Source organism: Pantoea sp. S61 (assembly GCF_016625145.1).
Lineage (GTDB): Bacteria > Pseudomonadota > Gammaproteobacteria > Enterobacterales > Enterobacteriaceae > Pantoea > Pantoea rwandensis_B.
The window spans coordinates 85,090-92,626 of sequence record NZ_JACVUO010000021.1 but is presented as its reverse complement, the minus strand read 5'-3'; the positions used below and the strand labels follow the sequence as shown (position 1 = coordinate 92,626).

The following is a 7,537-nucleotide window of genomic DNA, read 5'->3' as shown; positions in this document are numbered from 1 at the left end:
CGGTGCTTCGGCCTCAAATATTGTGCCCCTTTCAACAACATTCACTTCAGCCCATCAGCCGACTGGAAGATCTGGATCAACATGCCCGCTATGGACTTAAACCCGGAGGTCTTTAACAGCAAGCACGATGGTTAATGAGCAGGCTGGGGGCGCTTTGGCGCAGGCAATCCGCAGCGCCGAACAGAGTGAGTCTGCCAGGATAGCCCGCAGGGACGCGGGCGAAAGGCGGGGCGGCACAGGGATGTGCCATCCCCGCCGTTCCGTCAGGCAGACGAACGAAGTGAGGGCACCGCGTCAGCGGCGCGAGGACGCCAGCGCCAAAGCGCCCCCAGCCTGCGTCGCCACCTGCGGACAACAACATCATTACCTGCGAACTACCACTTCAGCTGTGAATTAATCTGCGAGCATGCAACTGCATCAGCCAGCCTCAATATTTTCTACAGATTCAGGTGCAAAATTCAGCACCCGAACCCTATGCACGAGCCAGCAGCGCCACCAGTTCCTGCACATCCGCGACGTCATCCAACTCCATACAAATCGCTTCCAACTGTTCAACCTGCTCAACCGGCAATACACGCCCCGCTAAGCTACGGTATTTAGCCAGCAGCGCTTCAAGACTTAACGGATTGGCGGGCGCACCCGACGGCACCGGCACATGCTGCTGCCACTGCTCGCCCTGCTGGGTTTCAATCCGCACCCACGGCTCGTCATCGCGCCCCTGCTGCTCATCAATCATCAGCTCAATCCGCGCCATAAACGCATCAACCTGAGGGTGCAGACGTTTGGCATCATCGTAACTGGCTAACTCAGCGGAGCCGTACAACGCTCGTGCTGCCAGTGCATACGGCAGGCTCATTTGTGCACTTGCCAGGCTTTTCAGCTCACGTCCGCCACACATCTCCAGCAGGAACGGATTTAATCCCACCAGGATACGTTCAATCTGTGCAGGCTGTACCGAATGCTGCGTCAGCATCAGGTTCAAGGCATCCACCGCAGAATGGGTTCCACGACAGGCGGCATACGGCTTGATCGAGCAGCGTGCCAGCTTCCACACCACGCCAAGATCGGCGGTTAACGCAGCGGGTTGCTGTGTTTCAGATGCAAGGGTTTGCAGGAATCCGCCCCACTTCGCTTCGAATACCGCCGATGGCCCATTAATACCGCGCTGCGCCAGTTGCGCTGCCTGCACCCCACCTTCAGCTGCACGTGCGGCATGCAGCTTTTTGGTGTGCGAACCGTCGTGAATAAAGCCCCACAACCCACCGCTAAAGCTGGCGGCAATGCCCATGGCCGACGCGCACTGTTCGCGATCCAGCTGCAGCAGTGAACACACCGCCGCTGCGGCACCAAACACGCCACAGCTGGCGGTGGAGTGCCAGCCTGCGCCGTTATGCGCAGAGTAGCCGCCGCAAGCTTCCAGCACCCGGCGTCCGACGTCATAACCGATCACCATCGCCACCAGCAGCGCCTGGCCGTCAACCGGCTGCGTCGCCAAAGGCAGCGCCGCCAGAATAGCGGGAATAACCACCGCGCCCGAGTGATCGCAGCCGCCGGTATCATCCAGCTCATACATATGCGCAGCCACGCCGTTGAGCCATGCCGCCTGGCGTGGACTCACCTGCTTTGCACTTCCCCACACTTGTGCCTGCTGATGCCCACCTTCTGCGAGCGCCATTAGCAGACATTCGCGCCAGATTGGGCTGTCGCTGCCCGCCAGTGAAGCCCCGAGCGTATCCAGCAAATGGCGTTTTGCCTGTTCGACCAGCGCATCAGGCAGCTGTTCAAAACCTGTTTCGGCGATAAATGCCGCCAGTTGATCAAGCGAACTGCCCATGCGCACCTCCTGTGATGCGGGTAAACACTTCGGCTGGATGGGAGATATCGTTACCCGGCTGCGTTTGCCAATGCGTCGCCAGCTGCTCCGCCGTGGCGATCCACACGTTGTGCTGTTGCAGCGTCTCGATCAATTCACGCAGCAAGCCGATGCGCCCGGCAGTGCCGATGATTTCCGGATGCAGGCGCAGCAGATAACACAGGCCAAAGCGGTGGAAGCCCTGGAAGTCTTGCGTCATGTTTGCCAGCGTTTCGGCATAAGGTGCAATCCGCGACTGCCCCGGCGGGATGGCCGGGCTCAGGTTAAAGGCGAAATAGGGTTCGTCTTCCAGCGTGTAGTGCATCGGCAATTCCACCAGCCGCGTGCCTGGATGGAAGTACGGCAGATCGTCGCCGCGCCAGCTGGATGACCAACGAATACCCTGATCCACCAGCGCCTGTGCCAGACCCGGTTTCCACTGCCCTGCTGGGGTGCGGAAGCCCTGAATCGGTTTGCCGGTAAACTGTGCCAGCTGCTCACAGCCGCGCGTCACGCTGGCAATCTGCTGCTCCAGCGACAGCACCGAGAAATCTTCATGGCGCTCGCCGCTACAGGCGATTTCATGGCCATCAGCCACGATGCGTTTAATCAGTTCCGGCTGCTCTTGCGCGACGATTGCCGGTAAGCACCAGCTGGCTTTCAGCTGTTTATCTGCCAGTAATGCCAGTAAGCGATCCACACCGCGCAGGGTGCCATAGCGCCATACCGACAGGGTTTTATCGCGTCCGGCGACGGCCGGTGCCTGCGTCAAAATGCCGTGAATGTCGTTGAAATCGATGGTCAAAACGGCGGCGGACTGGAAGCCCAGCGGCCAGCGGGAAGATTCAGTCATGCTGTTGCTCCTGCAGATACCACTGCGCCACCGCATCACAGCGTGCAAACCACACGTCGTCACGCGCTGTCATATGTTCAAACAACTGCTCCAGCAGCAAGATACGCCCTGGCTGGCCAGAAATTTTCGGGTGGAATAACGTGGTCAGGCACAAGCCTTCATCCATCGCACCATCGAATTCGCGCTGCCAGTTATCGCGTGTGTGCGCATAGCTGGCGATGCGGTCGCCGCCTTTCGGGAAATCGGGCTGGCGCGTGTAAGCCAGCGAGGCGTAATCATCCATCTCCCACTTGCCAGGGATCTCGACCAGCGGCGTGTGACCCGCCACCGGGATGCTATAAGGACGGTCGTCGCCGCGCATGCTGCTGGAGTAAATCACCCCAGCATCACGCAAAATTTGTGGCGTTTCGGCATGCCAGTCACCCGACGGCGTGCGGAAACCGCAGGCCGTAATGCCCAAATGCTGTTTAAAGATTTCAGCGGATTTCGCCATCACGGCACGCTGTTCATCCGGCGAAATCGCCCAGAATGATTCGTGACGATAGCCGTGATAGGCCACTTCGTGGCCTTGTTCGATAATCGCCTGACACTGCTGCGGCCACTGCTCCACCACCCACGCCGGCACAAAAAACGTAGCGGGAATCTGGAAAGCGCGCAGCAGGTCGAGCAACCGCCCGAGCGCACGGTACGGCCCATACGCACCGAAGGTGAAATATTCTGGCGTTGACCACAGGCTGCCATTCAACATGGCATCGCCAGTGGGACCATCAAGGTCAAACGCCAGCGCCATACAGCCGCGTTTCCCCTGCGGCCAGCGCACTGCGCCCGGTTGTTGCATCGCTACGCTCCTTTAGCCCTGGTTAACGGTCGCCTGAGTCACGCCATTGTCGGCCAGACCCCATTTCGCGAGGATCTTCTGGTAGCTGCCATCGGCAATCATCGCGTCAATGGCCGCCTGAATGGCTGTGGTCAGCTCGCCTGCATCTTTACCGATTGCCATGCCGGTGTACTGGAAGGAGAAGGCTTTATCGAGCGGCTTATATTTGCCTTTCTCAAGATCCATGATGTACGGCAGCGTTTCACTCCCCTGCACCACGCCATCCAGACGGTTTTGACGCAGCTGAGTACGCGCATCGGCCGTCCCTTCGGCGCCGACCACAATGATCGCTGGCTTGCCGGCGGCTTCGCAGTGCGCTTTCGACCAGTTGGCAATCTCTACCGGGAAGGTGGTACGACGGCTGGTGCCGACTTTCTTGCCGCACAGATCCATGGCGCTGTTGATGTCGCTGCGCGCGGCCTGGGTGTAGAACTGCGGGCCGGTTTTGAAGTAATCGATGAAGTTAACCACCTTCTGGCGTTCTTTGGTGTCGGTCATACCGGACATCACCAAATCGACACGCTTGGTCACCACGGCGTTCACCATCTGCTCAAAGGCGATCTCCTGCCAATTGATCTTCACACCCAGCTTCTCACCGATCGCCTGACCGAGATCGTAATCCACACCAGTGAGCTGGTTGGTGGCCGGATCTTTGAAATCCATGGGCGGATAGTTCGGCATGATCGCCACGGTCAGGCCTTTCTCTTTGATGGCGGCCGGCACGGCGATGTCCGCCCAGGCGGAAGATTGCAGTAACAGCGCGGCACTGATGGCACTCAATAACAGTTTTTTCATGTTTTTCACCCCGGTCACGTTAAAGAAGAATCGCGTTAATAAAGTTTTTCATCCGTGGGTTTTGCGGGTTCAGCAGAATGTCTTCTGGTGCGCCCTGCTCGATAATGCGTCCCTCGTCCATAAACACCACCTGATTGGCCACTTCACGGGCAAAGCCCATCTCATGAGTGACCACCAGCATGGTGGTGCCCTCTTTTGCTAACTGGCGCATAACGGCCAGCACTTCGCCCACCATCTCCGGATCCAGCGCCGAAGTAGGTTCGTCAAACAGCATCAGTTTCGGTTTCATCGCCAGCGCACGCGCAATCGCCACACGCTGCTGCTGCCCGCCAGACAGTGACTGCGGGTAGTCGTGCGCTTTGTGTGCCAGACCAACGCGATCCAGCAGTGCCATTGCCTCTTCCGCCGCCTCACGCTTCGGACGCAGCAGGACACGGCACGGCCCTTCGATAATGTTCTCCAGCGCGGTTTTGTGCGGGAACAGATTAAAACGCTGGAAAACCATGCCGGTTTGCAGGCGCTGGCGGGCAATCTGCTTATCGCTTAACGCATGCAGTTTGTTGCCTGCAATGCGATAGCCCGCTAATTCGTTGTCGACCCAAATGCCACCCTGATCGACCTTCTCCAGCTGGTTGATGCAGCGCAGGAAGGTGCTTTTACCGGAACCGGAAGGCCCGAGGATGCACATCACCTCGCCGTAATTCACTTCGAGGCTGACATCCTTCAGCGCGTGGAACTGGTCGAAATATTTGTTCACCTTGACGGCGCGCACGATGTTTCTCATCTCTCTCTCCCAATTACTGACGCTGGCGGTGGCCGCGTGAGAAGAAGCGCTCAAGGCGACTTTGACCAAACGACAGCACGGTGACGATGATCAGGTACCAGATGCCCGCCACGAACAGCAGCTCCATCACGCGCGCATTGGCGAAGTAGATGGTTTGCGTGTTGTAGAGCAGTTCGGAGTACTGGATCATGCTCGCCAGACTGGTGGTTTTGATCATGCTGATGAATTCATTGCCCACCGGCGGCAAAATCACGCGCATCGCCTGCGGCAGAATAATGCGTTGCAGCGCTTGCAGACGTGGCATGCCAATCGCTTTCGCCGCTTCATATTGACCGGTATCCACAGACAGCAAGCCGGCGCGCACCACTTCGGAGGTGTAAGCCCCCTGGTTGATGCTCAGACCCAGCAGCGCCGCGAGGAACGGCGTCATGATGGTGACGGTTTGCACGCTGAACACGCCGGGAATATTGATGGTGGGAAACACCAGCGCGAGGTTAAACCACAGCAGCAGTTGCAAAATCAGCGGCGTACCACGGAAGATCCACGCGTAGCCCACGGCGATGTAGTGCAACACCGGATTGGGCGACATATACATAATCGCGGTGATCACGCCGAACAGGATGCCGAGCCCCATTGCCAGCACCGACATAATCAGCGTGTTCACCACGCCGTTGAGGATCGCCTGAGCAGTAAAGAACTGGCCGACAAATGACCATTCAATGTTGCCGTGCGCGAAGGCATTCACCAGCAACGCCAGCAGCACCAGGATCACCGCCGAGGCAGTGATGCGACCGTAATAACGGCGCGGCACCACCTGATAGCGATCCAGATCGTAATGCGTCTGCTCGCGGCTGTTTTTCAGGCTGGGTTCAACCGGGGTGGTTTGCGACATCAGCGTCTCCTCAGGCGCGCGGGCCAGCGTAATCTTCAGTCCAGCGCTGCTGGTCCTGCATCAGAATTTGCAAACGCGCTAACTGTTCACGTACCCGGGCGGGTGCAGTGCCGCCATAGCCACTGCGTGCCGCCAGTGCGGCTTCCAGCGTCAAAGCGCTGCGCACTTCTGGCGTTAAACGCGCGTCGACGGCCTGCAACTGCGCATCGCTTAAGTCGGACAGACCGCAATCTTCGCGTTCACAAAGTTGCACCAGCTGACCGGTGATTTCATGCGCTTCACGGAAAGGCACACCGCGCATCGCCAGCCAGTCGGCGACTTCCGTTGCCAAAGTGAAACCATCCGGCGCTTGCTCACGCATGACGTCGGTGTTGAATTTCAGCGTCGACATCATGCCCGCCATAGCAGGCAGCACCAGCAGCAGCGTGTCCACAGCATCGATCACGTTGCGCTTGTCATCACTGAGGTCGCGGTTATAGGAGAGCGGCATCGCTTTCATGGTGGTGAGCAACGCCATCAGATTGCCGACCAGACGTCCTGAACGACCGCGCGTCAGTTCGGCAATGTCCGGGTTTTTCTTCTGCGGCATGATTGAGCTACCCGTGGCATAGCTGTCATGCAATTCCACCCAGCGGAACTGGCGCGACGCCCACATGCACACTTCTTCACACAGGCGAGACAGGTTGATACCGATCATGCTGGTGACGAACAGGAATTCTGCGGCGTAATCGCGGCTGGCAACGGCATCGATCGAGTTCTCGCACGGTGCCAGATAGGCCAGATCTTCAGCGGCTTTTTCCGGCTGGCGTGCAATTACCGATCCTGCCATCGCTGCGGCACCGAGTGGGCAGCGCGCGCTGCGGCGATCCCAGTCCTGCATACGCTCAATATCGCGGGCAAAAGATTGCGCATGAGCCAGCAGTTGGTGACCAAACACAATCGGCTGTGCCTGTTGTAAATGGGTGAAGCCCGGCGCCACGCTTTCGGTGTGCAGTGCCGCTTGCTCAACCAGAGATTGCTGCAGTGCCAGTAAAGCGCTGACCACTTTGCGGCCGTTATCACGCAGGTAGAGACGCAAATCGTTGACCGTCTGATCGTTACGAGAGCGACCGGCGCGCAGTTTGCCGCCCAGTGGTCCTAAGCGCTCGGTCAGTGCGCGTTCAATGAACGTGTGGACATCTTCATCAGCAGCAATCGGGTGCAGATTGCCCGCACGATAATCAGCATCCAGCGCATCAATCGCTGCCAGCATGGTTTTGAGTTCTTCACTGCTCAGCAGATCGCCGCGTGCCAGTTCACGGGCATGTGCCCGGCAGCCTGCTAAATCGTAAGGTGCCAGGGCAAAGTAATAATCCGGGCTGCGCGACAGCGCGGTTAAACTGGCCGCCGGTGCCGCTTTAAAACGCGCGCCCCATAACAGTTCGGCATTATCAGACATGCTATTTCCCCTTACAAATACTCGTCAGCGATATGGAAAAGATATG

General features: G+C 58.4%; 7 protein-coding genes. All 7 read right to left on the bottom strand.

Features of this window, described 5'->3' with window-relative positions; genetic code table 11:
• Positions 1-472: 472 nt before the first annotated feature.
• The 7 genes from IAE30_RS25990 to argH are packed head-to-tail and all read right to left on the bottom strand — an operon-like array spanning position 473 to position 7,491.
• Complete coding sequence (locus tag IAE30_RS25990) at positions 473-1,834, bottom strand: MmgE/PrpD family protein (protein WP_200681267.1); 1,362 nt, start codon at positions 1,832-1,834, stop codon at positions 473-475.
• Complete coding sequence (locus IAE30_RS25985) at positions 1,818-2,705, bottom strand: polysaccharide deacetylase (protein ID WP_200681266.1); 888 nt, start codon at positions 2,703-2,705, stop codon at positions 1,818-1,820. The genes IAE30_RS25990 and IAE30_RS25985 overlap by 17 nt, the downstream gene beginning before the upstream one ends.
• Positions 2,698-3,543, bottom strand: a complete 846-nt coding sequence (locus tag IAE30_RS25980; protein WP_034820981.1) for a polysaccharide deacetylase — start codon at positions 3,541-3,543, stop codon at positions 2,698-2,700. Before IAE30_RS25980 ends, IAE30_RS25985 begins: the two co-directional genes overlap by 8 nt.
• 12 nt (positions 3,544-3,555) lie before the next feature.
• Positions 3,556-4,377: an ABC transporter substrate-binding protein gene (locus IAE30_RS25975; RefSeq protein ID WP_038650203.1), complete on the bottom strand. Its 822-nt coding sequence runs from the start codon at positions 4,375-4,377 to the stop codon at positions 3,556-3,558.
• A 19-nt stretch (positions 4,378-4,396) separates the two neighbouring features.
• Positions 4,397-5,161: an amino acid ABC transporter ATP-binding protein gene (locus IAE30_RS25970; protein ID WP_038648005.1), complete on the bottom strand. Its 765-nt coding sequence runs from the start codon at positions 5,159-5,161 to the stop codon at positions 4,397-4,399.
• Positions 5,162-5,174: 13 nt separating this feature from the next.
• A complete protein-coding gene (locus IAE30_RS25965; RefSeq protein ID WP_052059431.1) occupies positions 5,175-6,053 on the bottom strand; it encodes an amino acid ABC transporter permease in 879 nt (292 codons plus the stop codon).
• Between the two features lie 10 nt (positions 6,054-6,063).
• The gene (argH, locus tag IAE30_RS25960; RefSeq protein WP_200681265.1) at positions 6,064-7,491 is read right to left on the bottom strand and encodes an argininosuccinate lyase; all 1,428 of its coding nucleotides are present in this window, start codon (positions 7,489-7,491) and stop codon (positions 6,064-6,066) included.
• Between the last annotated feature and the right edge of the window lie 46 nt (positions 7,492-7,537).

Coding starts and splice junctions, on each gene's coding strand:
- IAE30_RS25990 (WP_200681267.1), bottom strand. CDS start 1,834: ATGGGCAGTTCGCTTGATCAACTGGCGGCATTTATCGCCGAAACAGGT.
- IAE30_RS25985 (WP_200681266.1), bottom strand. CDS start 2,705: ATGACTGAATCTTCCCGCTGGCCGCTGGGCTTCCAGTCCGCCGCCGTT.
- IAE30_RS25980 (WP_034820981.1), bottom strand. CDS start 3,543: ATGCAACAACCGGGCGCAGTGCGCTGGCCGCAGGGGAAACGCGGCTGT.
- IAE30_RS25975 (WP_038650203.1), bottom strand. CDS start 4,377: ATGAAAAAACTGTTATTGAGTGCCATCAGTGCCGCGCTGTTACTGCAA.
- IAE30_RS25970 (WP_038648005.1), bottom strand. CDS start 5,161: ATGAGAAACATCGTGCGCGCCGTCAAGGTGAACAAATATTTCGACCAG.
- IAE30_RS25965 (WP_052059431.1), bottom strand. CDS start 6,053: ATGTCGCAAACCACCCCGGTTGAACCCAGCCTGAAAAACAGCCGCGAG.
- argH (WP_200681265.1), bottom strand. CDS start 7,491: ATGTCTGATAATGCCGAACTGTTATGGGGCGCGCGTTTTAAAGCGGCA.